Raw genomic sequence first — 592 nt, 5'->3', positions numbered from 1 at the left:
CCGACGCTGAGCACGGCCCCGGTTTCGGGGTGGGTGAGGAGTCGGGTGAAGGAGGGGGCGTGGGCGGCCAGGCGGCGGGCGGTGTCGGCGGGGATGGGTCCGTAGCCTTCGAGGTCGGCCGGTGCCTCGTCGAGGCCCAGGAGGGTCAGTACGGGCACTGTGACATTGACGTGGGCCCGGATCCGCGGCTCCGCCACCCCACCGGTACCCTGGTCCGCACCGTCGGCGCTATCGGCACCGTCGGCGCTATCGGCACTATCGGCACTATCGGCACCGTCGGCCCCGGGGCAGGGGCCTTCGGGGCGGCTGGGGGTGAGGAGGAGGTCGGTGAGGGTGTCGGTGCGTAGTTGGGGCAGGGTGCGGGTTTCGGTGGGGGTGTGCAGGGTGCGGGCGGTGGTGGTGAGGCGGGTGTCGATGGCGGTGGCGTCGGTGGCGGGGAGGTAGATGTGCAGCCAGGCGATGGCGTCGTGGTCGGGTTCGAGGTCCACGCGGCGGCGGGCGGCGGCGGTCGCGGCGCGGGTGTGGAGGGGTTCGGGGTGCAGGCGGGTGCGCAGGGTGCGGGCTTTGGTCGCGGTCCGGCCGGGTGTGGTGT

The 592-nt window shown here is 74.0% G+C and carries 1 protein-coding gene; it reads right to left on the bottom strand.

Annotation, left to right across the window (positions count from 1 at the left end):
• A partial coding sequence (locus AC4D2O_RS19125; protein ID WP_490908988.1) for a DUF222 domain-containing protein occupies positions 1 to 592 on the bottom strand: 592 nt, incomplete at both ends.

The organism is Arthrobacter sp. TJ-238 (assembly GCF_058269215.1).
This window is presented reverse-complemented; position numbering and strand designations above follow the sequence as displayed.